Genomic DNA, 25,411 nt, shown 5'->3' with positions numbered 1-25,411 from the left:
TACTGTCGGCGAAGTGGAAAAACTGGCTTTCCGAATTTATGGAAGCCCCCTTTAGGGTTTACAACAATATTTACATTTAGTAACAATGATTTTACCTAGGGATAATCGTCTACAAGCACATCCTGAAACTGCAGTCGAAGGTTTCGTCAGGGTTTTGAGAGAAGTTCCCGGCAGCAAAAAGGCCGGGACATGCCCGGCCTCTTTATGCATTGCGCCGCCCTTAGAGCCGGCGGCGCTTCAGGTTTCTGAAGACTTATTCCTCAAAGGCGCCCTTCACGACGACCTTGCCCGCCGCCATGACCTGACGGCCCTTCATGAAGACTTCCTCGAGCGCGAGCTCCTTGCCGAAGACGAGGAGATCGGCGTCGGCCCCGACCGCAACGCGGCCCTTGCCCTTGAGACCCAGAGCATTGGCGATCGTGGTCGTCATGGGCTTCAGGGCCTTTTCGAGTCCGAGCTTGTCGGCGAGGAGGCGAATGGCCTCGAGGTCGCAGTTGATCGACCCGACGCCGAAGCCCACCATTTCGCCCGCTTCGTTGAAGCGCGGCATCGAGCCCTGGCCGTCCGACGAGAACGTGATCCGCTCAAGCGGCACATCCTTTTCGAGTGCGGCGAAGAGCGCATCGGCCGCCGTTCCCTGGTAGCAGCCGCCCCCCGTCGTGATGTCGATGTAGCCGCCCGTACGCGCAAAGGCGCAGGCGCGGTCGAAGACGTGCGGATGGCGCGCAACGTGCGTGGGGCGCATGTGCTTGGCGGGAATACCGCGACGGATCGCGTATTCGATCGGATCGAAGATGTCGTCGCCCCAGTCGCCGCAGTGAATATGAAGGAACCCGGTCTTCCCGGTCAGCATGCCGGCCACGCGGATTTCCGCGAGGAGCTTGAGCACCTCATCAGGCGTCGGGAAGGACGCGCGGTGGTCGCCCAGGGCGATCTTGACGCCGAGGCATTCCGGAATCGTGAAGATGTCCATCTTCGCGCTTCCCGTGATCGTCGTCGCGGGATAGGCGTAGTTGCTCGTCCACATCCAGCCGGAAGCGCCTTCGACCGTAAGGCCGCGCACCTTCGCGAGGAGATTCTCGATCGAGCGCGACATGCTGTCGGTGCCTGAGACGCCGAGGAAGCTCGTGACGCCGCCCTTCACGAGGGAGGAGAAGTTGAGTTCCGGGCAGCGGCTCGCCCAGCCGCCTTCGCCGCCGCCACCGGTAACGTGGATGTGCTGGTCGATCAAACCCGGCGTTACGGCGCGTCCGGCAGCGTCAATCGTTTCCATCCCGGGAATGTTCGGGTCGAGGCGGTCATCGATGGCGATGATTTTTCCCCCGGCAACAAGAATGTCGCGATGGCCGACATGTTCAGGAGCGTAAAGATCCGCGTTGCGGATGAGAGTTGCAATGCTCATTGTGGGGTCTCCGAAAAAAAAATGAGGAGGCTCATCGAGGAGCCTCCGGACTGCGCCCAAAGCAGAAAAGAATATTTTAGTTGCCGCAGGGTGCGCGCTGCGGCTTCCCCGGAGAAAGGCTTCTTTCTCACCGCAGGTTTCTGAAGCGCCTCGCGCTTCCGATCCCGTACGTATAGGCGCTTCTCACCGAAAAGAGAAGGTAGACCGTCACGAGAATCGTGAAGAACGAAATCCCGGCGAGCCCCTGCGTGAAGTTGAAGGGAATCCCGAGAATAAGCATCTTCAGAAGATCGTCCGCGGGACCCGCCACCCAGATGGCGATGAGCGCCGTCCAGAAGGTCCCCGGCGTGCGCCCGAGCGTGAGGAGCACGAGCGCGAGGATGATGCTCACGGCATTGATGACCGCCGGAAGCGTGCTTTTTATGGCCGGCCACGCGTACTGCGCGTCCATGCTGATCACGCGCGCGGCCTCCCCGGCCTGACGCCCGAGGTCGAAGAGCGAAACCGCAGCCTTCGCCGACAGAATTAAGAGGACCACGAGAAGAAGCCCGCCGATGCCCGCACGGATGCCTTCTCCGGCGACGGCCGGCGGAACCGAGCGGCCGACGAGCCAGAGAAAGAAGGCAATCAGGCAGGGAGCGATGGCGGCGAGCAGAAGCCCCATGCCGGTGAAATGAATGGTTGTGGTTTCGATCATGATGAAATTCAGGATTTATTGAGTTCCCTCGCGCGCTCGTCTGCTCGGCGCTGCGCTTCCGCCACGGCGCGGAGCACTTCCTCCGCATTCGCCGGATCCTTCAGAACAGGTGCGGACTGCCCCGGAGCATTGAGTTCGCGAAGTATGCCGCAGGGCTCCTTCCCGTCGTGAACGCCTCTGCAGTGCGCCTCGAGATCCATCAGATGGCCGCGGAGCTCCTGCAGATCCGCAATGCGCTCATCGACCTGCTTCAGGTGCTGATGAATCAGCCGGTGAGCGAGATCGGCCCCCTCGGGGCAGCCGGAATCGAGCGCGCCGAGAAGCGCCCGGATTTCCGAAAGTCCGATATCAAGGTTGCGGCAGTGACGGATGAAGTCGAGGCGGTTGACGTGAATCGCGCCGTACTGGCGGTAATTATTGGCCTCCCGGACCGGAGGCGGAAGAAGTCCGATTTTTTCGTAGTAGCGAATGGTTTCCGGAGTATTGCCGGTGAGCTGCGAGAGATCTCGAATGCGCATTCCTCGTGCCTTTTGCACCGCTCTTCAGGCGATGCGAGAGAATTGAATGATTGGGCTCGAATCGTCAGGCCGCCCTATCGGGATGGCGGCAGCTTCTGGCCGGATTGTCTGGTTGTTTTTTTTGCAGACGGGGAAAACGGCGCTTGACATTGTAACGGCTTCAGGGTGTGAAATGACTCTCATCGGAATTTTTCGATGCGTGCAGTCATCCGCGCGCAACACCTGATACAGAGATAAAAGAACAATGAAGACTCTGACGCTCAATTTCCCGGACATGTGCTGTCCGGCTGAATTCACGCCCTTTGAAGCGGCGGTCCTCAAGGCTGATGAGCGGTTCCGCCTCATCCCAGACTACGGCGCCCGGACGGTGCGCATTCTCTTTCCCGAGGATGCAAAACTCGATGAAGCCGCCGTCCTTCAGACAGCCGAAAAGCTCGGCCTCGCCTACAGGCGCATTGACGAAGTCGTGACCGAAACGGTCCGCATCCGCATTCCGGAAATGGACTGCCCCGTTGAAGCGGGCGAAATCGAGCGCGAGCTCAAGAAAGCCGGGCTCGAGGGCTACGCCTTCGACATCATGAACCGCGAGCTCATTCTCCCTGCCGACCATGAGCTTGTTCTCAAATCGATTGAAGCCGTAAAGGCGGCGGGCTACGAACCCGACCTTGGCGCCGAGGCGGCCCCCTCCGGAAACGTCCGTCTTTCCGTTCCGGAAATGGACTGCCCGGTTGAGGAAGGCGAAATCGACCGGGAATTCAAGAAGGCCGGCCTCTCAGACTATTCCTTCGACGTCATGAACCGGACGGTGACGGTGAAGGCGGCCGACCTCGAAAAGGCGGAGAGCGCCATCAAGGCCGCGGGCTTTGAATCCTCGCGCTTGGACGACATGAAGGTAAGCGGCCCGAAGACGCTCCTTTCTGTTCCCGAGATGGACTGCCCCGTTGAAGCAGGCGAAATCGAGCGCGAATTCAGAAAGGCCGGCATCTCCGGGTACGAGCTCAACATCATGAACCGCACGATTGCGGTTCCGTCTGCCCTCACCGACGCCGCAAGAAAGGCGATTGAGACGGCGGGCTACGAATCGACCGTGATGGTTCAGCGCCGGCGCGAAGCGGACTTCGAGGACAAAACGCCCTGGAAGCGCTACTTCCTCGCGCTCGCCATTGCAATCGGCTGCGAATTCTTTGAGATTGCGGCCGACTGGGGCGTCATTCACCTCCCGGAAGCCGTCGTCTCCGGCGCGACCCTCGTCCTCGCCGTCATTGCGATTGCTTTGGTCGGGCTCACCACCTTCAGAAAGGGCATTCAGTCCGCGATGAAGGGCACCCTCAACATGAATACGCTGATGGCGGTGGCCGTCACCGGGGGCGTCCTGATCGGCGCCTGGCCTGAAGCGGCAATGGTTCTCGTCCTCTTCGAGATTTCCGAAGCGATCGAGCAGCTTTCGATGGCGAAGGCCCGCCGCTCGATCCGCGACCTGATGAGCGTGGCGCCAGAAAAAGCGCTCGTTCGTCAGGAAAACGGCAAGTACGCCGAAATGCGCGTTGAGGAAGTGGGGCCCGGCGCAGAGGTGCGCATTGCCCCGGGCGACCGCGTGCCGCTTGACGGCAAAATCATCGAGGGTTCCTCCACGTTCGACCAGTCCATGGTGACGGGCGAATCGATGCCGGCCGAAAAAGGCCCGGGCGCTACGGTCTGGGCGGGCACCGTTAACCTCTCCTCGACCATCGTCATCACCGTGACGGCGCCTGCCTCGCAAAGCCTTACGGCGCGGATCATCGAGTCGGTTGAAAATGCTCAGGCCTCGAAGTCCCCCGTGCAGCGCTTCGTCGACCGCTTCGCCGCGGTCTATACGCCCCTCGTCTTCGTCTTTGCCCTTGCGGTCGCCATCCTTCCGCCGCTCTTCGTCGGCGACTGGCTCGGCTGGCTCTACAAGGCCCTCTGCCTTCTCGTCATCGCCTGCCCGTGCGCGCTTGTGATCTCGACCCCCGTGACGATCGTCTCGGCGCTCGCGACGGCCACCCGCTGCGGCCTTCTCATCAAGGGCGGGCTCTTCCTTGAGGAAGCGAGGAAATTGAAGAACGTCGGCCTCGACAAGACGGGCACGCTCACGAAGGGCGAACCCCAGGTTGAGAAAATCGAACTCTTCTCCGGCACGACCCGCGAAAAAGCGCTTGAACTTGCCGCTAGTCTCGGCGCCATGAACAAGCACCCGCTTTCGGTCGCGATCGTTGAGGAAGCAAAGAAGGCCGGCGTGAAGCTCCATGAAGTGAAGGAATTCACGGCGCTTCCCGGTGCGGGCGTCAGGGGCCGCGTCGGAAGCGGCATGCTCTCGCTTCTCAACTTCGCTTCCGTTCAAAAGGCCGGCCTCTCGACCGATGAAGTCGAAAAGGCCTTCCATGAAGCCATGGAAAGCGGCCGCTCGAGCGTGGCGCTCGCCGATGCCTTCGGCGTCCTCGCAGTCTTTGAGCTCGCCGACGAAATTAAGGAAGATACCCGCGTGGGCCTGAGGCAGCTTGCTGCCGAAGGCGTGACGCCCTGGCTTCTCACGGGCGACAACGAACGCGCGGCGAGAGCGCTTGCGGGCGAGCTTGGACTTGAGAACGTCTCTTCGGATCTCCTTCCTGAAGCGAAGCTCTCGCGGATCCGCGAACTTCAGAAGACCGGCCTCACCGCCATGGTGGGCGACGGCATCAATGATGCGCCCGCGCTTGCTCAGGCCGACATCGGCATTGCGATGGGCGTTCGCGGCACCGACAGCGCCATTGAGGCGGCCGACATTGCCGTGATGGACGACCGGATCTCGTCGGTTGCCACGCTCGTCAGACTCTCGCGGATGACGCATTCGGTGCTCGTTCAGAACATCGCCTTTGCGCTCGGCATCAAGGTGATCTTCACGATCCTTGCGCTCTGCGGCATGGCGACGATGTGGATGGCGGTCTTTGCCGATACGGGCACCTGCCTCATCGTGGTGGCGAACGGCATGCGCATGATGCGCGCGAAGCCGAAGCTCGACCGCATGGCGGCAGCCGTTGAGGCGCAGGCCCGTTAAAAGCGCTCAACAATCGTTTTCGAAATATTCCTCCCTGAACGCCTGCGGAAGCCTCTCCGCAGGCGTTTTTTCATCTCTCTTTTGGGCTATTCTTTTCCTTAGAGTCTTCTTCCGGCGCTTGCCCGCAAGAGCCTTTTCTCTTTCTCAGTCTCTCCAATGACCGATCCGCTCAATCTTGAACCGCCCGACGGCGACTACGTCCGCTACATTGAGTCTCTGCAGAAGCGGGGTACCGGCTCGCTCAAGCCCCTCGAACCCGAGGACTTCATGGGCGGAACGCAAACGCCGGAAAAGTCAGGATCCTCGCTCAAAAGCCTCCTTAAAACCCTTCATATTCCCGGGACTTCCGCAGAAGACGAGAGCCGCAGGAAGGCGCTCGCGCGCATGGAGGAAGCAAGCCGCGGCGCTTCTCCATCGCCTGCGGCACTCCCGGAAAAGAAGGCGAAGGTCGACCCGGCGCTCAGGTTTGTCTCCACCGCCTTTGCAATGTTCGGCCTCATCGGGATCGTCGCCGGTGCGGATTCGGGAGACGAGGCGCCCATCATCTTCGGCGTCTTCGCCATTCTCATTTCGGCCTTCCTCCAGCTCAACGGCCGCTTCGGCACGCCCTCGCGCACGATCAGTACAAGAAGACCCCGCGGCGACCGGCGCTGAGATGCCCGCGCTAATCACTTTCGCCTATTTCCTCAACCGAATCCTCAAGAGAAGCGCTTTTTCCCGGGCCGCTCATTGGACAGCCCGGGCAGAGGCGTGTCAAAGTTCGCTTCACCACAGTCGAATAGAGGCGCAGCGCGGATGATGGCCGCTCAATGGGGGCACCCGTTTGAGAGCGATCCGGAGGCCAAGCTGCCGAAACCAGCAGACAGGCATGTCTGCTTCAGGTTGGGCGCCGGCGGAAAACGCCGGCGACTCCTGGAAGGTCCGTCAGGCCTTCCGGAGGCGCTATCGGCGGCGATGCTTTGACATTTTTCGTCACTTCGAGCTTCTCCTCCTTTTTTAGCGCTCTTCACTTTCCGCTCGTGAGCGCATTCCCGCAGGGAAGGAGACGTCCCCCAAAGAAGCGCATCCCGCACGAGAGGCAAGACTGAAGAGGCGCCGGAAAGAGGATCACGGAGAGGCCGGACGCACATCAACGAAATTTTCTCGGAGCTGCACCCGCTGGAAGCATGAGCGGTGCGGCTCTTTTCGTTTGCGCGCTTTCTTCCCCAAATTTCCCTTCAGTTCTCAAGAATAAAAATGACTACTCCCACACCTGCTACGGAATCCGCATCCACTTCTCAGCAGGTCGGCATGAAGCGCGAGGTCGGCCTTTTCGGCGGCATATCCGTTCTTGCCGGCATCATGGTCGGCTCCGGCATCTTCTACATCGGCGGCATCGTGCTTCAGCGCGCCGGCGACAATCTCGGCCTCGCGCTCCTCGTCTGGGCAATCGGCGGCCTCATCACGCTCCTTTCGGGCATCTGCTTTGCCGAACTCGGCGCCATGATGCCGAAGGCCGGCGGCTACTACGTGTACCTGCGCGAAGCCTACGGCGAGCGCGTCGCCTTCATGTGCGGCATCACGAACTTCTTCCTTTCGTCCTCTGGCTCGATCTCCGCGCTCGCGCTTGCCTTTGCGGCGGCGATTTCGAGCATGTATCCGCTCGACGACATGGTGCAGAAGGCGATCGCCCTCGTGTCGATTGTGGTGCTCTCCCTCATCAACATGCGCGGCATCAAGCTCGGCTCCATGGTGCAGAACGTCTTCATGGTTCTGAAGCTCCTGCCGATTCTCCTCATCATCGGCTGCGGCCTCTTTATGGGTCAGGAGTCGCCCGACCTCTTCCACTTCCCGGCTGAAGCCCCGTCCCTCTCGTCGATTCTCTCGATGATGGCCTTCGCCGTCCTCGCGACCCTCTGGGCCTATGAAGGTTGGACGAACCTCAACACCGTCGCCGAGGAAATGAAGAACCCGAAGAGAAACCTCCCGCTCGCCCTCATTCTTTCAATCGTCGGCGTCGCCGTTCTCTACGTGGTCTTCAACTACTCCGTCTACCGCGTGCTTCCCTACGACACCATCCTTGAAATGGTGAAGAACGGCAACTTCTACCTCGGCACGGCCGCCGCCGAAACGCTCTTCGGCGTCACCGGCATGGCAATCGTCGGCACGGCGATGATGCTCGCCATCTTCAATTCCCTCAACGGCTGCATCATGGTCTTCCCGCGCATGTACTACGCGATGGCCCGCGACGGCGCGCTCTTCAGGAGCCTCGCCAAGCTCCACCCGACCTACCGCACGCCGATCAACGCGCAGCTCGCCTCCATGGTGATGGCGATGATCCTCGTCTGCTCGCGCTCGCTCTCCGAACTCACGAGCCTCGTGGCGATCTGCGGCCTCATCTTCCACGGCATGACCTTCCTCTCCGTGATCGTGCTGCGCCGCAAGTACCCGACGATGGAGCGTCCCTACAAGGTCTGGCTCTATCCGTTCTCGATCATCCTCGTGCTGATCTTCATGCTCGCGCTCATCATCAACACCATCTGGCAGGATCCGGTGACGGCCGCCCTTGGTCTGATCGTTCCGATCCTCGGCCTCGGCATCTACGAAATTCTTTTCCGCAGAAGCCACGAAGCAGTGACGGGCAAAAAGGATTAAAACCTCTCTTACACCTTCAGAGCGCAGGAACCCCGGCGCTCTGAAGCCTTCCGGCACCAGAAACCGTTTCCCTTAAAAAATCCCCAGAAGGATTTCCGAAATCATGTCTTCAATGCTTATCCGCAACGCGCACGCTTACGTGAGGCGCGGTCATTTTGAAGAGGCTCTCCTCATCGAGGACGGCATCATCCGCGCCGTCGGGAGCGAAGCTGCCCTGAGAGCAGAGGCCCCCGCCGACGTCAAGGTCTGGGATGCCCAGGGCAAGACCATCGTTCCGGGCTTCATCGATTCGCATCAGCACCTCCTCAACACGGGCGTGATGCTCTCCGACGTGCGCCTGCAGAACGCGAAGAGCATTGCCGACGTGAAGCGCATCACGCGCGAATACATTGAGGAAAGAAAGCCCGCTCCCGGCACCGTTCTTCACGGCATGGGCTGGAACCAGGACTACTTCACGGACGAGCCGCGGATGCTTACGAGGGACGACCTCGACGCCATCACGACGGAATATCCGCTCGTTTTCGAGCGCGCCTGCGGCCATATGCTTACGGCCAATTCCGCCGCGCTCGCGCGCGCCGGGGTCGACGAATCGATCGTTGCGCCCGAAGGCGGTTCGATCGAGCGCGACGCGAACGGACGCCTCAACGGCATCTTCACGGAAAACGCCAGAGCGCCGCTCCTCATGCTCTTCAGAAACCGCACGGCCGACGAAGACGTGGCGCTCATCCGCACGGCCATGCGCCATGCGGCTGAATGCGGCGTCACTTCGGTTCACACCTGCGACGTCCGCGGCGGCACCTGGGAAACGGTGATTGAAGCCTACAACCGCGTGATGGCGGACCACCCGCTCGTGCGCGTCTGGCATCAGTCGAGCTTCCAGTCGAGCATGGAGGACTACAAGCGCTTCCTCGCCGCCGGCCACGTCATGGGTTCGGGCAACGCCTTCCACCGCTTCGGCCCCCTGAAGCTCTTCGTCGACGGGAGCCTCGGCGCCCGCACGGCCTTCATGCGCAGGCCCTATCACGACGATCCCTCGACGGTCGGCATCCCGACGATGACGCCCGAAGAAATCAGCGAATTCGTTAATGTGGCGGCCGACCACAACTGCGGCGTCGTGACGCACGCGATCGGCGACGGCGCGATTGAAAGAATTCTTGACGCCTACGACGCAACGCTCTCGGGCTCAAATCCCCTCCGCCACGGCGTCATTCACATCCAGATCACCGACCGGCCGCTTCTCGAGCGCTTCACGAAGAACGACATTCTCGCCCTCGTGCAGCCGATCTTCCTTCACTACGACACGAAGATCGTCGAGGACCGCGTCGGAAAGGACCTCGCCGCCACGTCCTACGCCTTCGGAACGCTGAAGAAGCTCGGCGTTCACATGTCCTTCGGCACGGACTCCCCGATCGAAGACATGAACCCGATCGACAACCTCTACTGCGCCGTCAACCGCCGCCGCCTCGACGGGACTCCCAAAGGAGGGTTCCATCCTGAAGAATGCGTCGACATCTACGACGCCGTCGACGCCTATACGATCGAAGGCGCCTACGCGAGCTTCGAGGAAAAGGTGAAGGGCCGTCTTCTCCCCGGCTACTACGCCGACCTCGTGGTGCTCTCGAAGAACATCTTTGAGATGGATCCCCTGAAGCTTCGCGAGACGAAGGTCGACGCCACCATGATGAACGGCGAATTTGTTTTTGAGCGCCAGGGCGCCTGATAAAGCAAACGCTTCCATGAAGAAAACCCGCAGGGGACGAAAATCCTCATGCGGGTTTTCTTTTTCCGGGCTTGTCGGTTCAGAAGCAGCCGAATGCGATCCTGCCGTCTCCCGCAGCCCGCACGAGCGTTCTCGGCATCCGGCCGGCTGCGAGCACGCGCTCGTCGATGAGCGCTTCGGCGCGCCTCAGATTCGAGAGAAGCGCTTCTGTCCGGGAGGACGATGCCTTTCGTGCTTTCCAGACGACAGCGCGGCGGACCGCCTCGGCGGAGGCGCGCATGCCCGGGAGATAGTCGCCCGAGGCAATCGTGCGCGTGAGAAGAAGCATCAAAAGAAGATGGTCGAGAATCAGAGCGCGCGCAGTCTGCTGATCATCCGTCGATTCAGCCTTTTCGCCGGCAAGCGCCCTGTCGCTCTCTTCAATCGCCTCGCGCACGTCATGAAGGACTGCATCGAGCGTGAGGGATGAATCTCTCCAGCCCCCGGGCGAAATTGCCGGGACTAAAGCAAGGAGCTGAAGGAGCTTTTCGTCCAGAGCGCCTTCGCTTTCCTCACTTTTACCCGCATCAAGGAGTTCCTGAAGCAGTTCCGCTTCTTCCTTCAGGAGCTTCTGCAAAGAAGCGACGCCTGCGTCCTCCTTCGGGAGAAGGCTCTTCAATTCCTGAAGAAATGCTTCTGCCGAGAGGTCCCTGATCGGCGCTGCCCCGCCCATCGGGCATCCTTTTTCGTCGAACGCGAGAAGCATCAGATTCCCCGCCAGAGCATCCGTTTTGCCGGAAGTCTCCGAAGGAACTGCAATCATCCAGGTGCGGTCTGCGAGTTCGTCATCGGGCTCGTGCGCGAGAGCGCCGAGCCGGTCGGAAAGGAGAAGAAGCGCATTTCCCTCAGGCTTCACTTCCGCTCCCTCGAACGAGGTCATGTCGTCAAACCGATCGCCTCTCTGGAGGATCGCAACGGGCGCATCAGAACCTTCAGCGCAGAAGGCAAAAACGGAGGGCCGTCCGGGACCCAGGATTTCAGGCTTCTGAGGCGGAGGCGGGACCTCCACTTTCGGAAGCGCCCGATTCTCCCGGCGGGACGAAATGCGCTCCCGCCGCGGCGAGGCTTCTGAAGAAGCGCCTTCCGAACGGCGCGTCCCCGGCAGTTCCTTTTTCGAAAAGACCCTGCGCAGAGCCAGTACGCCGAAAGCCGCTCCGGCAAAGGCAATAAAGAGCCAGGTAATGATTTCAGAATCAAGTTGGGTCATGGATCCCCGAGGCTTAGCCAGGCTGACGAATTGGAAGGACTCCGTCGATTCTACCGACGGGAATCGAATCCGGAAATGACAATCACAACTTCCCTCTCCTTGTCTATGGCCAGACGCAGTCTGATCGCTGAATTTTTCATCGGCGCTTCTCTTAAATCAAATAAAATCCGTGGTTCCTCGGGTACCATTCATTCAGACATTACCCCACAAGCGCTTTCGCCCGGCCTGCCGGTGCCTCCCGCCCCATTGAGACAAAGAACATCGTGACGACAAAAAAGAAAACAGTCATTGAACCTCTGAAGCAGACCGTGAAGCTTGCCAACGGCGTAGAAATGCCTACGATCGGTTTCGGCACGTGGCAGATCCCCATCAACGAGCACTTCCAGAGCACCATTCAGACGGCGATCCAGCTCGGCTACCGCCACTTCGATACGGCGCAGATCTACAACAACGCCGCGCTGATCGGCGACGTCATCCGCGAATCCGGCATTCCCCGCTCGGAATTCTTCCTGACGAGCAAGATCTGGGCGTCGCACCGCTCCTTCGAGAGCGCGGAGGATGCCTACGCGATGATCCTCGAGCAGCTTCAGGTCGACTACCTCGATCTGCTCCTCATTCACTGGCCGGCCGCCCAGGGCGAGCCCATGGTCTGGCAGGCCCAGAACGCAGGCACCTGGCGCGCCTTTGAAAAGATCTACAAGGCGGGAGCCGTCCGCGCCATCGGCGTCTCCAACTTCCTCCCGCACCACCTCGTGCCGCTTCTCGCCCGCGCGAAGGTGAAGCCCATGGTGAATCAGCTTGAAATTCACCCCGGCTATCCGCAGCGCGCGGCGCTGCGCTTCTGCATGGATCACGGCATTCTCGTTCAGGCCTGGAGCCCGCTCGGCCGCGGCACGCTGCTGCGTCACCCGACGCTCGAGAAAATTGCCGCCGCCCACGGCGTGACGCCTGCGCAGGTCGCGCTGCGCTGGTGCCTCGAGCTCGGCATTGCCCCGATTCCGAAGGCTACGGACTTCCACCACCAGAAGGAAGACCTCGACATTTTCGGATTCCAGCTCACGCCTGAAGAGCGCGATGAACTTACGCTCATGCCTCAGACGGCCTTCTCTGGACTCCACCCCGATACCGTGACCTTCTGATCGCGCATCCCTGAGAGGCGCATAAGGAAAAACCGGCGGATCCCGATCAGGAATCAGCCGGTTTTTTCGCGGAACCTGCCCAACCTGACGCTTAAGATGCGTTTTCGATTCTCAAGCGTCAGCGGGCTTCGCTTCACTCTGATCAGAAGGCCGGAACCACGGCGCCCTGATACTTCTCCTCGAGGAACTTCCTGAGTTCAGGCGTGGCAAGCGCGGCCTTGAGCTTCTGAAGCTCGGGGCGGTTCTCGTCGCCCGCGCGGATCGCAACGATGTTGGCGTAGGGCGAATCCTTCGATTCGATCGCGATCGCGTCCTTCACGGGATTAAGGTTCGCGGAAAGCGCGAAGTTGGAATTGATGACGGCAAGCGCAACGTCGTCGAGCGCACGCGGAAGCTGCGCGGCTTCAACTTCAACGAAGTTGAGCTTCTTCGGATTTTCGGTGATGTCGTTCTTCGTGGCGAGAACGCCCGCTTCCGGACGAACCTTGATGAGGCCCGCGGATTCAAGCACCTTGAGCGCGCGGCCGCCGTTCGTCGGATCGTTCGGAATGCCGACCTTGGCGCCTTCAGGCGTATCGGCGATGTTCTTCACGGTCTTCGAATAAACGCCCATCGGCTCAATATGCACCGCGCAGAGAACGGCGAGCGAAAGCTTATGCTCCTTCGCGAACGTGTCGAGATAGGGCTTGTGCTGGAAGAAGTTGGCGTCGAGCTCCTTCTCGGCAAGGGCGAGATTCGGCTGCACGTAGTCGTTGAACTCGATCACCTTCACCTTGACGCCTTCCTTTTCAAGCTGAGGCGCAACAAAGTTGATGATGTCGGCGTGCGGAACCGGAGAAACGCCCACCTTGAGCGTAACCGTCTGCGGCGCAGCGTCCGCCTTCGTCTGGGCGGGAGCGCCCTTGTCGCCGCAGCCGGCAAGACCGACAGTGATGCCGGCGGAAAGAGCGAGGGAAGCAAAAAGCCTGGTGAACTGCATGGGAAAATCCTTGTGGTCTGGCATGCCTGCTTTGCGCACCCTCCGGGGCGCCGGAAGCAAGCTTCCATGAATCTTTGAAAGCGATTTCGAACCGCGTCGGAAAGAGGGCTTCCGACTTGTTTCCGGATAGGAGATGAGGAGCTCCGCGAGCTCTGACGAGAAAAAATCCGGAAGGATTCGATTCTGAGATGCGCCCCCTCGGGGCCTGCGATGGATTGAAGTTTACCCGGGAGCGAAAAAAGGCCGCCGGGTAATACCTCAAAACCGCGGGAAACCCCTAAGCGAAGCCCGGCTCTCAATCAAAAAGATCGCGGGCGAGCTTCATCGGGCAGAACTGCGGTCCGCACATGCTGCAGAAATGCGCTTCGCGCGCGCCGCTCCCCGAGAGCGTTTCATCGTGGAATGCCGCGGCTCTTGCCGGATCCACCGACAGCGCAAACTGGTCGTTCCAGCGGAACTCAAAGCGCGCCGAGCTCATGGCGAGGTCCCTCAGGTCTGCTCCGGGAATGCCGCGGGCGAGATCCGCCGCATGGGCGGCAATGCGGAAGGCGGCCATGCCTTCGCGTACGTCCGCCGCATCGGGGAGTCCGAGATGCTCCTTCGGAGTCACGTAGCAGAGCATGGCCGTGCCGGCCGCCCCGATCAGCGCGCCGCCGATCGCCGCCGTGATGTGGTCGTAACCGGCGCCCATGTCGGTAACGAGAGGCCCGAGCGTATAAAAGGGCGCCCGGCTGCACCACTCGTCCTCAAGCTTCTGATTGAGCTCCACCTTCGGGAGCACGATGTGTCCCGGGCCCTCGATCATCACCTGCACGCCTGCTTCCGCGGCCCGGCGGTTGAGTTCTCCGAGGGTCTTCAATTCCGCAAACTGCGCCTTGTCGCAGCCGTCATGCACGGATCCGGAACGAAGACCGTCGCCGAGGGAGAGCGTCACGTCGTAGCGGCGGGCAATCTCAAGGATTTCATCGAAATGAACATAGAGGAAGTTCTCCTCCTTTTTCGCGTGCATCCAGGCGGCGAGAAGGCCGCCCCCGCGGGAGACGATGCCGGTTAGACGATCCTTTGTGAGCGCCACGTGGTCCTTCAGCACGCCCGCATGGATCGTCATGTAGTCGACGCCCTGCCTCGCCTGGGCCTCCATGACGTCGCAGAAATGCTCCCAGGAGAGGTCTTCGGGCCTGCCGGCGCGCTCGAGCGCCTCGTAAATCGGCACCGTGCCCACGGGAACCGGCGAGCTCCTCAGGAGCGCCTCGCGGGTTTCCACAATGTGCGCGCCGGTCGAAAGATCCATTACCGTGTCCGCGCCGCAGAAGAGCGCCTCGCGGAGCTTCTCGATTTCCTCGTGCCAGTCCTTCGAGATCGAGGATGTGCCGATGTTGGCGTTCACCTTGGTGGCAAAGGCCCGCCCGATCGCCATGGGTTCGGCTTCCGGGTGGAGGAAGTTGAGCGGAATGACGGCTTCCCGCGCGGCGACGAGCGCCCTCACGTCTTCGGGGGTGAAGCGCCTTGCCTTTGCAGAGCGTTCATAGAGCGCCTTCGCTTTTGGATTCCCGAGCGACTCGAGCTCCTCCTCGAGCGCCTCGCGCCTCAGATTCTCGCGCTCGGCGACAAAGGACATCTCGGGCGTAATGACGCCCGCCTTTGCCGCTTCGTACTGGGTCGGAGCGCCCGGAGCCGGCCGCGTGCGCCTGCGCGGCGCGCCCGTCCCGTCGCCTTCGCCGAAGGGCCCCGTCACGTCTGCAAGGCAGATTGCGGGCTGCCTGCCGCCTCCGAAGGCTGCCGGCGTGGGCGCTAAATCAATCCGCCTGAAGGGCACGGGTTCGCCCGCCTGAGACTTCCCGTAGACGCGGACCCCGGGGAGCCTCCCCGCAAAAAGACGGTCGCAGGGGGATGCATCCCGCTGCGGGACGACTCTCGGAATCTGCTGCTTGGAATTCGTCACAGCGCTTCTCCATGAAGAAATGATTGAAAAGCACTGTGCCGGAGGGAATGCAGAAAATCCCGATGAAGTTCTGCATTGCTGAAAGCGCTTCTCGCCGCAGGTATGAACCTGATCCGATGATGGGAGTGTCTCTCAACCGCGGCTTCGCTTCCCGAAGGGGAAAAAACCGCGGTACCTCCAGCGCACTGCTCGTAAACAATTTTAAGCGTTCGGACTGCCGTCCGCCCGCGAATTCTTTATTTCCCGGAATCCGGAGCCTGCCACGAAGGGACGCTCCGGAAGGTCTTCGCGGCCGCGGGCGGCGCGACGGAAGCCGAAGGGACGCTCTCGTCCGCTGCCGGGCGATTGCGGTGAGCGAGCTTTGAGAAAAGCTCCTGCACGTAGGCCTCGACGGCATTCACCGTGAGGGCGCGCCCGGCAGGCGCACGGCCCGCGGCGTCGACGCGCGGAATGCCGTGCTCGAAGGTCTGGAAGCGGACGATGCTTACGAGCCCGTCCTCGGAAGGCACGTCGTACGTGAGGACGAAGGGACAGGCCATGGGGCCCGTTCCGGACGGAAGCCGCTTCACCTCGACCCCAGCCTTCCTGAGTCCCGATTCAATCGCATCCGGCAGCTTCGGGCTCTTCACAGCGTCGTTCTCGAGGAGGCAGACCGAGCGGTAGGAAACGGGAGCAAAATCGGCCGTCTCATCGACGCGCCCGGTTGTTCCGGACGCGCAGCCGACGAGTGACGCTGCAAGAATCGCTGCCGGAATTGCCTTCGAAAAAAGCACTGTGAAACCTCTGAAAACTGGAGCAAAAAAAGGATGGCCGGCGCAGGAGGCAAAGAGAGCCTCCCGCGCCCGTGTTCGAAAGAATAGCGTTTTTCAGCGGGCGAGCCCGGCAGAAATGCGGTCCCAGCCGCGGGACTTGCCGGTCGCGCTCTCAATATCGACGCGCCAGATCGTGATCGCGCGGCCGCCCTCTGCGTAATAGGCCTCAGCCTTTTCCCTGCCGGCCTCAGCCGCGTGGCGGGCGCAGATGAGAAGCGCCGCATGACGCCGCTCCTCCTCGTCCATGACGAGGCAGGCGCGTCCCGCGACGACGGCGCTCGCGTAGTCGACCGTGAATTCAAGGGGGAGCGTCTTCTGGGACGCGACGAAGCAGAGCGACACCTTCGGATTCTCGAGCATGTTGTCGGCTTTTCTGCTGAGGGCCCGGGTCGAATGGAAGTAGAGATGCTTCTCGCCCTCGAGCACCGGGCTCACCGGAACCCCGTAGGGGTAGCCGGCCTCATCCACGGTTGAGAGAACGGCATGGTCGGCATTCCTGATGACGCGAAGCGTATCGGTAAAGGAAAGCTCGCGGTCGCGCCGGCGCATGGGGCGCTCCGTGCGGCCGTCTTCCCCGAGAAATTCTGAAGCGTGTTCTTCCTGCTGCATCTTTTATCCCAAACAGATGAGAGTCGGTACTCACAAAGTATCTAAATCGTATATTTGAGTCTGTTGCCGGCCTCTGCGGCACACATAGCCCGTTACAATACTCTCTGTTTTTTACGATTCGCACCCAGATTGAAGTTCTTTCTGCCATTTGCCCCTGATGGCGGCCCCGAAAGCGCTTCAGCGAGACGAATGAAATGATGGACAGCAAATTCAATAAGCCCCTCATCCGCATCATCGACGACGACAGCGCCGTGCGTTCATCGTGGTCGTTCCTCCTCTCGGGCGAAAACTACGAGTGCGCGGAATACAGCGACGCCGGCACGTTCCTCGCCTCTGCCGACTTCCGCCGTCCGGGCTGCATTCTGCTCGACGTGCGCATGCCTTCCATGTCGGGTCTGGAGCTCCAGAACAAGTTGAAGGACATCGGCTGCGATCTCCCGATCGTCTTCGTCTCCGGTCACGGCGACATCGACATGGCCGTCAATGCCGTGAAGAACGGCGCCTTCGACTTCATTGAGAAGCCGCCGAAGGAATCGCGCCTCATCGATACGATCGAAGCCGCGGTTGCGCGCAACAAAGCCATGCGGCGCGATCAGGCTGAAGTCGCGGACTTCAAGTCGCGCCTCGAGCAGCTCACGCAGCGCGAGCGCGAAGTGATCCGCATGGTCGCCCAGGGCTATTCCAACAAGGAAGTGGCCGCCGAATTCGGCATTTCCGAAAAAACCGTGCAGGTTCACCGCGGCAGCGCCTACCGGAAGCTCGACCTCCACAACGCCGCAGAAATTGCGCGTCTCCTGCTTCTTTCGGGCGACCCGCTCTGACGCCGATCCATCTTCATCTGAAAGCGCTGCTCTTCCTTAGCGAACTGCGGCGCTTCGCATTTTCTGCTCCCGGAATACGCCTGCGCGCTCAAAGTTTCGCGCATACTCTAGGTAAGTGAAGAGGCTCTTTCCGGGAGCCGCCCGCAAAGCGGCTCCGTTCTTCCGAAGAACAACAAAAGTCCGCATCAGAGACCGATTTCCCTTTTTGTTAATTTAGGAGTCCTCATGAAGACCGACATCGAAATCGCACAGGAACACAAACTCATTCCGATCGATGAGCTTGCGCATTCCGCCGGCCTCGCCGACGCAGAATTCGAACCCTACGGCCGCGACAAGGCCAAGGTTCAGCTTGACCCGTCGCGCAAGGAAAAAGGCAGGCTCATTCTTGTGACGGCCACTTCCGGCATGCCCGCGGGCTCGGGGAAGACCACGACCTCGATCGCGCTCGCCCAGGGTCTGAAGCGCATCGGAAAGAGCGCCGCGCTTGCGCTTCGCGAACCCTCGCTCGGCCCCGTCTTCGGCATGAAGGGCGGCGCCGCGGGCGGCGGCTACAGCCAGGTGCTCCCGATGGAGGCGATCAACCTCCACTTTACGGGCGATCTCCACGCCATCACGGCGGCCAACAATCTCCTCGCCGCGCTTCTCGACAACGCCCGTCATCAGGGCCAGGTTGTTCTGAAGGAAATCTTCTGGCGCCGCGTCATGGACGTGAACGAGCGCATGCTGCGCAACATCATCACGGGCCTCGGGGGCCCGGCCAACGGCATCCCGACTGAAGCGGGCTTCGACATCACGGCCGCTTCCGAACTCATGGCCGTTCTCTGCCTCGCGAACGACATGGAAGACCTGCGCGCGCGCATCGACCGCATCGTTCTCGGCCTGCGCCCCGACGGCACGCCCTTCACCTGCGCCGAGCTCGGCGCCACGGGCGCGCTCCTCGCGCTCCTTCTCGAAGCCTTCAAGCCCAACCTCGTTCAGTCGATCGAAGGCAACATCGCCTTCGTTCACGGCGGCCCCTTCGCCAACATCGCCCACGGCTGCAACTCGGTGGCGGCCACGCGCGCCGCGCTGAAGCTTGCCGACTACGCCGTTACGGAAGCGGGCTTCGGATCTGACCTCGGCGCAGAAAAGTTCTTCAACATCAAGTGCCGCGCCGCCGGCTTCCAGCCCGCCGCGGTCGTCCTCGTCACGTCGACGCGCGCCCTCAAGTGGCACGGCGGCGTCCCGCTCCCCGAAATCGGCTCCCCCAACCTCGAAGCGGTCGAGCGCGGTCTCGTCAACCTCGACGCCCACATCGCGAACCTGCGCCACTTCGGCCCCAACATCGTCGTTTCGCTCAACCACTTCCACACCGATACGGATGAGGAAGTCGAAGCCATCCGCATGCGCTGCGCCGCGCTCGGCGTGCGCTTTGCGGTCTGCGACGGCTTTGCCAGGGGCGGCGAAGGCGCGATGGAGCTCGCCCGCGAAGTGGTCGAGGCTGCCGACGATCCGCATCCGCTCGTCAACACCTATGCGGAAGACGCGCCGGTGGTCGACAAGATCGAAGCCATCGTCACGCAGGTGTACGGGGGCGCAGGCGTCAAGCTTTCCGCCGCAGCCATGAAGGATCTGAAGCGCTTGTCCGACCTCGGCTACGACAGGCTCCCGGTCTGCATCGCGAAGACGCCGTTCTCGCTCACGGCCGACCCGAAGGCGCTCGGCGCTCCGAAGGGCTTCGTTCTTCCGGTCGAACGCCTCATCCTCAATGCGGGTTCGGGGTTTGTCGTTGCGATGGCGGGCTCCATCATGCGCATGCCGGGGCTCCCGAAGCGCCCTGCCGCGATGGGCATCGACGTCGTCAACGGCCGCATCACGGGCCTCGCCTAAGAAAAGCGCATTTAAGCATCACTCGGGAAGACCTCCGGGTATTCCCGGCTGAGATTTGAAAAAAAGGCTCCGGGAGCAGTTCCGGAGCCTTTTCTTTTGTCGAGGATTCAATCCCCCACCAGAGGCCGGCCGGGAAAAAGCCGGTCGAGCGTTCTCGCCCAGTAGCGGGAGCTCCTCACGAACTTGACGTGCGGAGAAATGGGATTCCTCGACGGGTCAAAGCTCGCATTCGCCGTCTTTTCGCCGCCGAGATAGAAGTCGAACGCCACAGGATACTGCTTCACGAGCGCCGGCAAGTAGTACTGTTCAAGTCCCCAGCGGTAGACGAGCGTCTGCCGGCATGCCGAAGGCGGCGTATGAGCGGGGAGCTCGCGAACATCGAAGCGCTTCTCGCGCAGAAGCTTCAGAAGGAGCGCGTGCATCCCGGGCTCCTTCCCTTCGGGCGGAACGACGCAGAGGTCGTTGTCCGCCGTACTCACGGTTCCGTTCACATTGACGACGCTGCAGCCGCTCAGGAGAAGCGCCGCCGCCAGAAGGCTGCCGAGACCGACAGATAGTCTGCGCGCAATCATGGATAGATCCTCAGAATGAACGAACCGACATGAGCTCAAAAGATAGCAGGAAGCCGGAACCGACGGAAGACGAGAGGCGGAAGGAAGAAAGCGGAAAACGCAGATAGAGAAACGGCGGCCCGGGAAAGGAGAAAACCGGGCCGCCGCAAAAGGGCTGCGCATTGGCGTCTGCCGGGGGCGGAAAGCCGTTCCCTGACGTCTGCGCTGACTTTTGACTGCAACCTTCGCCGTTCACGGAAAAGTCCTGCAGCCGATGTCTGAGGCTCCGCCTGTCGCTGAATTTCTTCAGAAGCGCCTGCCGGGGACCAGCCGATCTAAGCGCGCGGAAACCTTATCAACCACAAAAAGGAGAAAAAAGCACACTGAAGTGCTGCCATGAAAGGAGTTGCCTCCGACGTCATGGCGCGTCATTCTGTTCGGATTGCCGAAACGATATTTAGCAATCGATCGAACCAACCGAACATATGTGCAGTATACATGAACGAATGTTGATCTGTCGTTCTGCTGACCTGAATGCAAAATATTCATTGAAACAATTTGTATCTTCAACGAATTTTCCTGTATATCAAAATCATATAAATAATAAGTTCTGAGGTTAAACGCGAAAATGAACAAGAAATGACAGTCGACCAGGGTTATCCATCATTGCTTTTTATAAATTGAAAATACCGATTTCAATTGAATGCTCTGCAGCACGTATCAAACTTAAGCCTTCCGTCGTAGGTATTTCTTTGATTTCCGACGCTTCTGAAATGATTTTGAGGTGTATTATCGAATCAAGATGAAGCGATTTATCCGATCTCCGAGACCGGACTCCTTCCGGGCTCGATCCAATATTGGCAAGGAGTTGTCTATGCTTACATCCTCTCAGATCGCCCTTATCAAATCCTCGGAACCTGCCATCAGGGCGCACGGTCTTGAGATTACGAAGCTCATGTACAGCCGCATGCTGGCTGAACACCCTGAGCTTTCAAATATCTTCAATCTTTCGCATCAGGCTGCCGGAACGCAGCAAAAGACGCTTGCGGCAGCCCTTGCTCTCTACGCCGCAAACATCGATGCGCTTCAGAATCTCAGCGGCGCCGTCAAAGTCATTGCGGAGCGCCATGCCGCGCTCGGCGTCAAGCCCGAACACTATCAGATCGTCGGAAAGTGCCTTCTCGCCGCTGCCGAAAAAGTGCTCGGCGATGCGGCAACCCCCGAACTGATCGCCGCCTGGGCAGCCGCCTACCAGCAGCTCGCCGACATTCTCATTGCGGCTGAAGCCGGCATCTATAAGGCAAAGGCTCAGATGGAAGGCGGCTGGAGCGGATGGCGCACCTTCGACTGCGTCAACCGGGTTGAGGAATGCCCGGGGGTCGTCTCCTTCTACTTCCTTCCTGCCGACGGCGGACAGATTCCCGCCTACCGGGCCGGCGAGTACGTGACGCTGCGCGTCTACGTCCCCGGGCTCCAGGTCCTGCAGCCGCGCCATTACACGCTCTCGCAGGCAAAGGGCTCCGGCATGCTCCGCATTACCGTGAAGGCCATCCGCTCGAAGGAAGGCGCTCCTGCCGGCGTCGTTTCCAACCAGCTCGTCAATACGCTCAAGGTCGGCAGTCAGGTTGAGCTCACGGCTCCCACGGGAACCTTCGTCATCGACGACGTGAAGGACGACCATCCCCTCGTTCTCATTGCCGCCGGCATCGGCATCACGCCGATGGTGGCGATGCTCGAGGAGCTCTCGACCGAAAATCCGCTCCGTTCGGTGCACTTCCTCTATTCGACGCAGAATAAGGCCGCCTATCCCCTGAGGGAAACGGTCGACGCCGTGATGAAGGGGCTCCCCAACGGCGCCAAGGCGGTCTTCTTCACGAAGCCCGGTCCCGACGACCATCTCGGTCAGGACTTCGATGCGTCCGGCCGCATCACGCCCGCCAGCATCCGCAACTTCTGTCAGGATCCGGACGCAGATTTCTATATCTGCGGGCCCACCTCCTTCATGAAGGACATCACCGCGGCGCTGCGCCAGATCGGCGTGATTGAGCCGCGCATCCACACGGAAAGCTTCGGCGCGTAATGGAGGCAGCCTTCCGGAGAGACCGCAGGGTCTTCCTCCGGAAGAGGCTTCACGGGTCCGCCGAATTGCGGATCCGAATGCCGAAAGGCCGGTCAAGTCCGCTTCCCATGCGGACGCCGGCCTTTTTCATGGAGTATGGAGCCCGCTTTCAGCGGACTTCAAAATCTCCCGGTTCAACCCCGAAGCGGCGCGCAAAGATGACCGCGATCTCATGGGGAATCGTGCGGACGCCGCACTCGAAGTCGGAAATCCGGGTCTGCGTGGTGCCCGCAATGGCAGCCGCTTCCTTCTGCGTCATGCGGCATTCCGTTCGCAGGCGCTTCAGGAGCTTTCCCGGCAGTTCGCGGGCTGAGTTGTCTTCCGGCGACGCTTTGCGAAGAGGAGGACGCGAGCCGTTTGCGAGCCCGACGAGCGCAGAGAGCGCGGTTTCCCATGCGTCCGCATCGCTCTTCCCGACAGCGATGCGGAATTCCGTTCTGCCGTCTTCGTTGTCGATTCGCTCGAGCCGGATTGTCATCTCATGGACCTCTTGTTTACACTCGCAGCAGAACGCCGCCCGCGGTATTTTAACGGTCTCGCGACACTCTCTTTTTGAGCCACACTTTTCATGTCCATCCGCAAAACACTCAACCATAAGCTTCACGACATCAGGACCGGAATCGGCGACCAGATTGAAGAGCTCAAGGCCGAAATCGACCGCCGCTTCGGAAGCCTCGGCCGAAAGTCCGGCGACGAGATCCTGCGCGCGCTCCCCGAACCCAACGGCATGACGATGCCGCTCATGGAGGCGCTCGAGGAGCGCGAGTCCGAGCGGAGCTTCAGCAACGAGCCCCTTCCCGACCAGCTCGTGAGCAATCTTCTTTTCGCGGCCGACGGCATCAACCGCAAGGGCGGGAAAAGAACGACGCCGACCGCCCTCAACTGGCGCGAAACGGATATTTATCTTCTGAAGGCCAACGGCATCTGGCGCTGGGTTCCGGAGCGCCGCGCGCTCCTTTTCTGCGCGCTCCACGACATCCGCGAGGAGTCCTACCTCCTCAACTCGCAGTTCACGCTCCCGCCCCTTGAACTCGTCTACGTCACGAACTATTCGCGCACGAGAAGCTTCATCACGGACGCCGTCGAAACAATTGCGCCCAAGATCCGCAGCGCCGCCTTCAGCGAGGAAGCGATCCGGGAGCTCCGCATCCGCTCGACCAACATCGACGTGGGCGCAAAGATTCAGTCGGTCTACCTCGCGGCGGCAGCCATGGGCTTAAGCTGCGTCGCCCGCACGGGCTTCTCGGCCGAGAAGCTCGCCGCGAAGCTTCACCTCAAGCCCGACGAGGAAGTGGTGGCCGCCCAGTCGGTGGGCTACCCCGCGAAGTCGATTCTCGATCACATCAAGTAGTCCGGAGCCGCCCGGGTTCCTGCCGCTTCATGTCTCCATCGCCGCAGTGCTTTTCACGCTGCGGCGATTTTCTTTTCCCGGCCCGCGCACTACTACTGACCGACGCGGCCCGTTACGCGCCCCTTTTCGTCGTACTGCCTGCCGGTCCGCGGGTCCGTGCGGCCTTCGTAGCGCCCCCTGGAGTCGTAGCGTCTGCCGTCCTCCGTCACGCGCCCGGTGCTCCTGCCTTTTTCATCGTACATGCGCCCGGAACTGTCGATGCGCCCCTGGTAGCGGCCCTTTGAGTCGTAAAGGCGCCCGTCCTCCGTGCGCCGCCCCTCGTAGCGCCCGCGCGCATCGTACTGATCTCCGTTCTCTTTCACCCGTCCCTGATAGCGCCCTTTCTCATCGTAGATTCTCCCGGGCGGGTCAGTGAGCGAAAGCGCCTCGGCAGTCGTCGCAGGGAGGATCGCGAGCGAAAGAAGGATGCCCCCCGCAGCCGCAAGGAGCGTTCGTCTCATGGTCTTCTCTTCATCCATTTCTGCCATCTCCTTTTCCGTGATGGAAGTTTTTTTTATTCTGCATCAGAGACCGCCAATTCATGACGCAGGGACGCTCAATTCGGAGATACACCTCAGAAAACCGCGGGATTTCCCTCATTCCGGCGTGCTACGATGCGCACCGAAAAAATCCATTCTTTTTTCTCTTTCTGCTTTCCCCTTATGACTGCCCCGCAGCGCGCACGCTCAGGCTTTCGCGCCTGGCTTCCCGTCATCGGCCTCGCCTTTGCCGCCTTCGTCTTCAATACGTCGGAATTCCTGCCCGTCGGCCTTCTTCCCGACATGGCAAAGAGCCTCAATGAAACCGTCTCCTTCATGGGACTCGTGATCACGGGCTACGCGTGGGTGGTGTCGATCATGTCGCTCCCGCTCGCGCTTGCGACCGCGAAGTTCGAGCGCAGAAAGCTCCTCCTCTTCCTCCTCGTCGTCTTCGCCTGCTGCCACTTTGCCGTCATCTTCGTCGACAGCTTTGCGACGCTTTACGCAACGCGCGTGGGCGTCGCCCTCACGCACTCCGTCTTCTGGTCGATCATGACGCCGCTTGCGGCCCGCATGGCGCCCGCGGGGAAGCGCGCCGTGGGGCTTGCGGCCGTCATGGGCGGCACCATTGTCGCCACCGTGCTCGGCGTCCCGATCGGCACCAAGCTCGGTCACCTTTTCGGCTGGGCCGAATCCTTCTTCATCATCGGGCTCGGCGCCGCAGTCTGCTTTGCGCTCCTCTGGATGGTGCTCCCCGAATGCCCGAGCACCAAGGCAGGATCCGTGAAGAGCCTCCCCGTCATTCTGAAGCGCCCTGCGCTCCTGCAGCTCTATGCTCTCACGGCGATCACGGTGCTCGGCCAGTTCACGGCCTATTCCTACATCAGCCCGATTCTGCAGCATGAGGGCGGGATGCTTGAGAACGACGTCGTCAACGTGCTTCTCATCTACGGGCTCGCGGGCATCATCGGAACCGTCATCAGCTCGAAGACGGTCGACCGCTTCCCCTCGGGGTCGCTTACCGTTCCGCTCGTCCTCCTTGCGCTTTCGCTCTACCTCCTCGTTCCGCTCTGCTCTTCCTGGGGCACGCTTCTGCCGCTCATTCTCGTCTGGGGCGCCGCGCAGACTGCGATCTGCATGGCATTCCAGACCGTGGTGCTTAATGTTGCTTCGGACGCAGCCGACGTCGCCACGTCGCTCTATTCCGGGATCTTCAATATCGGCATCGGCGGGGGCGCCTTCGTGGGAAGCCTCGTTTCGCAGCACTTCGGCTTTGCGCCTGTAAGCTTTGTGGGCGGCGGCTTCATCACGGTCTCGGCCGTCTTCTGCCTTGTCCTTCTCGCAAAGACGGGCTCTGCAATCCTGCCCCACGAGGACCTCTCGCGCGAACCCGGCACGGCCGTTCCGGAAGCGACGCAGAAGAAAGCCTGAT

21 protein-coding genes and 1 riboswitch are annotated in these 25,411 nt (G+C 61.0%); of the genes, 10 read left to right on the top strand and 11 right to left on the bottom strand.

The window, feature by feature from the left end; all coding sequences use genetic code 11:
• Nucleotides 1–253 precede the first annotated feature (253 nt).
• The 3 genes from iadA to Q0106_RS04265 all read right to left on the bottom strand — a co-directional run bounded on the left by iadA (nt 254) and on the right by Q0106_RS04265 (nt 2,617).
• Entirely contained in the window at nt 254–1,402 is a 1,149-nt protein-coding gene (gene iadA, locus Q0106_RS04275; protein ID WP_297609316.1) for a beta-aspartyl-peptidase, read from the bottom strand.
• Nucleotides 1,403–1,529: 127 nt separating this feature from the next.
• The gene (locus tag Q0106_RS04270; protein ID WP_297609314.1) at nt 1,530–2,099 is read right to left on the bottom strand and encodes a hypothetical protein; all 570 of its coding nucleotides are present in this window, start codon (nt 2,097–2,099) and stop codon (nt 1,530–1,532) included.
• 8 nt (nt 2,100–2,107) lie between these two features.
• Nucleotides 2,108–2,617, bottom strand: coding sequence for a MerR family transcriptional regulator (locus Q0106_RS04265; protein ID WP_152157435.1), 510 nt, complete (start codon nt 2,615–2,617; stop codon nt 2,108–2,110).
• Nucleotides 2,618–2,861: 244 nt separating this feature from the next.
• On the opposite strand from Q0106_RS04265, the gene Q0106_RS04260 reads away from it, so the two are divergent.
• The 4 genes from Q0106_RS04260 to Q0106_RS04245 all read left to right on the top strand — a co-directional run bounded on the left by Q0106_RS04260 (nt 2,862) and on the right by Q0106_RS04245 (nt 10,023).
• The gene (locus Q0106_RS04260) at nt 2,862–5,669 is read left to right on the top strand and encodes a heavy metal translocating P-type ATPase (protein WP_297609311.1); all 2,808 of its coding nucleotides are present in this window, start codon (nt 2,862–2,864) and stop codon (nt 5,667–5,669) included.
• Nucleotides 5,670–5,825: 156 nt separating this feature from the next.
• A complete protein-coding gene (locus Q0106_RS04255) occupies nt 5,826–6,323 on the top strand; it encodes a hypothetical protein (RefSeq protein WP_297609308.1) in 498 nt (165 codons plus the stop codon).
• 582 nt (nt 6,324–6,905) lie between these two features.
• The gene (locus Q0106_RS04250; protein ID WP_297609305.1) at nt 6,906–8,303 is read left to right on the top strand and encodes an amino acid permease; all 1,398 of its coding nucleotides are present in this window, start codon (nt 6,906–6,908) and stop codon (nt 8,301–8,303) included.
• Between the two features lie 103 nt (nt 8,304–8,406).
• A complete protein-coding gene (locus Q0106_RS04245; RefSeq protein ID WP_297609302.1) occupies nt 8,407–10,023 on the top strand; it encodes an amidohydrolase in 1,617 nt (538 codons plus the stop codon).
• A gap of 79 nt (nt 10,024–10,102) precedes the next feature.
• On the opposite strand, the gene Q0106_RS04240 is transcribed toward Q0106_RS04245, so the two are convergent.
• On the bottom strand, nt 10,103–11,269 hold the full coding sequence (locus Q0106_RS04240; RefSeq protein WP_297609299.1) for a hypothetical protein: 1,167 nt from the start codon (nt 11,267–11,269) through the stop codon (nt 10,103–10,105).
• Between the two features lie 263 nt (nt 11,270–11,532).
• On the opposite strand from Q0106_RS04240, the gene Q0106_RS04235 reads away from it, so the two are divergent.
• The gene (locus Q0106_RS04235; protein WP_226963104.1) at nt 11,533–12,408 is read left to right on the top strand and encodes an aldo/keto reductase; all 876 of its coding nucleotides are present in this window, start codon (nt 11,533–11,535) and stop codon (nt 12,406–12,408) included.
• Nucleotides 12,409–12,550: 142 nt separating this feature from the next.
• Here Q0106_RS04235 and Q0106_RS04230 read toward each other — a convergent pair whose 3' ends face one another.
• The 4 genes from Q0106_RS04230 to Q0106_RS04215 all read right to left on the bottom strand — a co-directional run bounded on the left by Q0106_RS04230 (nt 12,551) and on the right by Q0106_RS04215 (nt 16,750).
• A complete protein-coding gene (locus Q0106_RS04230) occupies nt 12,551–13,387 on the bottom strand; it encodes a MetQ/NlpA family ABC transporter substrate-binding protein (RefSeq protein WP_297609295.1) in 837 nt (278 codons plus the stop codon).
• Nucleotides 13,388–13,682: 295 nt separating this feature from the next.
• Nucleotides 13,683–15,329, bottom strand: coding sequence for a phosphomethylpyrimidine synthase ThiC (gene thiC, locus Q0106_RS04225; protein WP_297609292.1), 1,647 nt, complete (start codon nt 15,327–15,329; stop codon nt 13,683–13,685).
• Nucleotides 15,330–15,401: 72 nt separating this feature from the next.
• Nucleotides 15,402–15,518: riboswitch (TPP riboswitch) on the bottom strand.
• A 47-nt stretch (nt 15,519–15,565) separates the two neighbouring features.
• The gene (locus Q0106_RS04220; protein ID WP_297609288.1) at nt 15,566–16,102 is read right to left on the bottom strand and encodes a hypothetical protein; all 537 of its coding nucleotides are present in this window, start codon (nt 16,100–16,102) and stop codon (nt 15,566–15,568) included.
• 93 nt (nt 16,103–16,195) lie between these two features.
• Nucleotides 16,196–16,750, bottom strand: a complete 555-nt coding sequence (locus Q0106_RS04215; RefSeq protein WP_297609284.1) for a pyridoxamine 5'-phosphate oxidase family protein — start codon at nt 16,748–16,750, stop codon at nt 16,196–16,198.
• Nucleotides 16,751–16,944: 194 nt separating this feature from the next.
• Here Q0106_RS04215 and Q0106_RS04210 point away from each other — a divergent pair, with 194 nt between their 5' ends.
• The gene (locus Q0106_RS04210) at nt 16,945–17,571 is read left to right on the top strand and encodes a response regulator (RefSeq protein ID WP_226960285.1); all 627 of its coding nucleotides are present in this window, start codon (nt 16,945–16,947) and stop codon (nt 17,569–17,571) included.
• A 225-nt stretch (nt 17,572–17,796) separates the two neighbouring features.
• Nucleotides 17,797–19,440 (top strand): formate--tetrahydrofolate ligase, encoded by a 1,644-nt coding sequence (locus Q0106_RS04205; RefSeq protein WP_297609281.1) that lies wholly within the window; start codon nt 17,797–17,799, stop codon nt 19,438–19,440.
• A 107-nt stretch (nt 19,441–19,547) separates the two neighbouring features.
• Here Q0106_RS04205 and Q0106_RS04200 read toward each other — a convergent pair whose 3' ends face one another.
• Nucleotides 19,548–20,012 carry a hypothetical protein gene (locus tag Q0106_RS04200; RefSeq protein ID WP_297609249.1) on the bottom strand — a complete coding sequence of 155 codons (465 nt, stop codon included), beginning with the start codon at nt 20,010–20,012 and terminating at the stop codon, nt 19,548–19,550.
• 853 nt (nt 20,013–20,865) lie between these two features.
• Between Q0106_RS04200 and hmpA the strand changes: the two genes are divergently transcribed.
• A complete protein-coding gene (hmpA, locus tag Q0106_RS04195; protein ID WP_297609246.1) occupies nt 20,866–22,071 on the top strand; it encodes an NO-inducible flavohemoprotein in 1,206 nt (401 codons plus the stop codon).
• A gap of 148 nt (nt 22,072–22,219) precedes the next feature.
• Here hmpA and Q0106_RS04190 read toward each other — a convergent pair whose 3' ends face one another.
• A complete protein-coding gene (locus tag Q0106_RS04190; RefSeq protein ID WP_297609243.1) occupies nt 22,220–22,588 on the bottom strand; it encodes a helix-turn-helix transcriptional regulator in 369 nt (122 codons plus the stop codon).
• A gap of 90 nt (nt 22,589–22,678) precedes the next feature.
• Here Q0106_RS04190 and Q0106_RS04185 point away from each other — a divergent pair, with 90 nt between their 5' ends.
• Nucleotides 22,679–23,461, top strand: coding sequence for a nitroreductase family protein (locus Q0106_RS04185; protein ID WP_297609240.1), 783 nt, complete (start codon nt 22,679–22,681; stop codon nt 23,459–23,461).
• A gap of 92 nt (nt 23,462–23,553) precedes the next feature.
• Here the strand turns inward: Q0106_RS04185 and Q0106_RS04180 are convergent, their stop codons facing one another.
• The gene (locus Q0106_RS04180) at nt 23,554–23,979 is read right to left on the bottom strand and encodes a transcriptional initiation protein Tat (protein ID WP_297609237.1); all 426 of its coding nucleotides are present in this window, start codon (nt 23,977–23,979) and stop codon (nt 23,554–23,556) included.
• A gap of 183 nt (nt 23,980–24,162) precedes the next feature.
• Between Q0106_RS04180 and Q0106_RS04175 the strand changes: the two genes are divergently transcribed.
• Complete coding sequence (locus Q0106_RS04175) at nt 24,163–25,410, top strand: sugar transporter (protein ID WP_297609234.1); 1,248 nt, start codon at nt 24,163–24,165, stop codon at nt 25,408–25,410.
• Nucleotide 25,411: the final 1 nt, after the last annotated feature.

Source organism: uncultured Sutterella sp. (assembly GCF_937923675.1).
In the GTDB taxonomy this organism is placed as follows: domain Bacteria; phylum Pseudomonadota; class Gammaproteobacteria; order Burkholderiales; family Burkholderiaceae_F; genus Sutterella.
The sequence above is the reverse complement of the archived record's forward strand: the minus strand, read 5'-3'. Positions and strand labels throughout refer to the sequence as shown.

Coding starts and splice junctions, on each gene's coding strand:
- iadA (WP_297609316.1), bottom strand. CDS start 1,402: ATGAGCATTGCAACTCTCATCCGCAACGCGGATCTTTACGCTCCTGAA.
- Q0106_RS04185 (WP_297609240.1), top strand. CDS start 22,679: ATGTCCATCCGCAAAACACTCAACCATAAGCTTCACGACATCAGGACC.
- Q0106_RS04175 (WP_297609234.1), top strand. CDS start 24,163: ATGACTGCCCCGCAGCGCGCACGCTCAGGCTTTCGCGCCTGGCTTCCC.
- Q0106_RS04260 (WP_297609311.1), top strand. CDS start 2,862: ATGAAGACTCTGACGCTCAATTTCCCGGACATGTGCTGTCCGGCTGAA.
- Q0106_RS04245 (WP_297609302.1), top strand. CDS start 8,407: ATGTCTTCAATGCTTATCCGCAACGCGCACGCTTACGTGAGGCGCGGT.
- Q0106_RS04215 (WP_297609284.1), bottom strand. CDS start 16,750: ATGCAGCAGGAAGAACACGCTTCAGAATTTCTCGGGGAAGACGGCCGC.
- Q0106_RS04210 (WP_226960285.1), top strand. CDS start 16,945: ATGATGGACAGCAAATTCAATAAGCCCCTCATCCGCATCATCGACGAC.
- Q0106_RS04255 (WP_297609308.1), top strand. CDS start 5,826: ATGACCGATCCGCTCAATCTTGAACCGCCCGACGGCGACTACGTCCGC.
- hmpA (WP_297609246.1), top strand. CDS start 20,866: ATGCTTACATCCTCTCAGATCGCCCTTATCAAATCCTCGGAACCTGCC.
- Q0106_RS04200 (WP_297609249.1), bottom strand. CDS start 20,012: ATGATTGCGCGCAGACTATCTGTCGGTCTCGGCAGCCTTCTGGCGGCG.
- Q0106_RS04265 (WP_152157435.1), bottom strand. CDS start 2,617: ATGCGCATTCGAGATCTCTCGCAGCTCACCGGCAATACTCCGGAAACC.
- Q0106_RS04270 (WP_297609314.1), bottom strand. CDS start 2,099: ATGATCGAAACCACAACCATTCATTTCACCGGCATGGGGCTTCTGCTC.
- Q0106_RS04190 (WP_297609243.1), bottom strand. CDS start 22,588: ATGACAATCCGGCTCGAGCGAATCGACAACGAAGACGGCAGAACGGAA.
- Q0106_RS04180 (WP_297609237.1), bottom strand. CDS start 23,979: ATGGATGAAGAGAAGACCATGAGACGAACGCTCCTTGCGGCTGCGGGG.
- Q0106_RS04240 (WP_297609299.1), bottom strand. CDS start 11,269: ATGACCCAACTTGATTCTGAAATCATTACCTGGCTCTTTATTGCCTTT.
- Q0106_RS04230 (WP_297609295.1), bottom strand. CDS start 13,387: ATGCAGTTCACCAGGCTTTTTGCTTCCCTCGCTCTTTCCGCCGGCATC.
- Q0106_RS04250 (WP_297609305.1), top strand. CDS start 6,906: ATGACTACTCCCACACCTGCTACGGAATCCGCATCCACTTCTCAGCAG.
- Q0106_RS04205 (WP_297609281.1), top strand. CDS start 17,797: ATGAAGACCGACATCGAAATCGCACAGGAACACAAACTCATTCCGATC.